General features: G+C 69.0%; 1 protein-coding gene. It reads left to right on the top strand.

Features of this window, described 5'->3' with window-relative positions; translation table 11 throughout:
* The coding region (locus AC1RJW_RS29675) for a beta-ketoacyl reductase (protein ID WP_493048108.1) at positions 1–951 on the top strand (951 nt) is incomplete at both ends.

The following is a 951-nucleotide window of genomic DNA, read 5'->3' as shown; positions in this document are numbered from 1 at the left end:
CTGGTGACGGGCGGCACGCGCGGCATCGGCATGCTGTGCGCGCAACATGCCGTGCGCCAATATGGCGTGCGGCGCCTGGTGCTGAGCGGGCGCGACGTGTTTCCGGCGCCAGCGCAGTGGGCCGCGCACCAGGATGCGAACGGTCCGCTGGCAGCGAAGATGCGCAGCATCGAGCAGCTGCGCGCGCAGGGCGTGGAGGTGGAAGTGGTGGCCCTGGCGCTGTCGGACGAGGCGGCGGTACAGGCGTGCCTGGCCGATGTGCGCACCAGGCTGGGCCCGATTGCCGGCGTGATCCATGCGGCCGGACTGGGTGAATCGGACACGCCGGTCTTCGCGCGCAAGTCGCTCGCAGCGGTGGCGCGGGTGCTTGAGCCGAAGGTGGCGGGCCTCGACGTACTGCTCGCTTGCCTGGCGCAGGATGCGCCGCGCTTTTGCGTGCTGTTCTCGTCGGTCTCGGCGCTGCTGCCGGCACTGGCGGCAGGGCAAAGCGATTATGCGATGGCCAACGCCTACATGGATTACGTGGCCGAAGCGCAGCAGGCGGGCTTCGCGCTGCAGAGCATCCAGTGGCCCAGCTGGAAAGAAACAGGTTTTGGCGAAATTGGCAGCGCGGCGTATGCGCGCAGCGGCTTGCTCTCGCATACCGACGCGGAAGGCCTGGCACTGCTCGATCATGTGCTGCGCGGCGGGCAGGACAGCGTGGTGTTGCCGGCAATGGTCAATCCGCAGGGCTGGCAGCCACACGTGCTGCTGCAGCACCAGCGCGCCGCCGCCCCTGTCCCGGCTTCGGTGGGCGCCGACCCGGCGCGCGTAACGGCGGCCGTGGCGGCGCCACTGCTGGAACAGGTACAGGCCTGGCTGATCGTGCTGCTGGCCGAGACGCTGAAGATGGATGCGGCGCTCATCGATGCGGACAACACCTTCCTCGAGTACGGCGCCGATTCGGTACTG

Source organism: Janthinobacterium sp. GW822-FHT07A03, assembly GCF_058798815.1.
The sequence above is the reverse complement of the archived record's forward strand: the minus strand, read 5'-3'. Positions and strand labels throughout refer to the sequence as shown.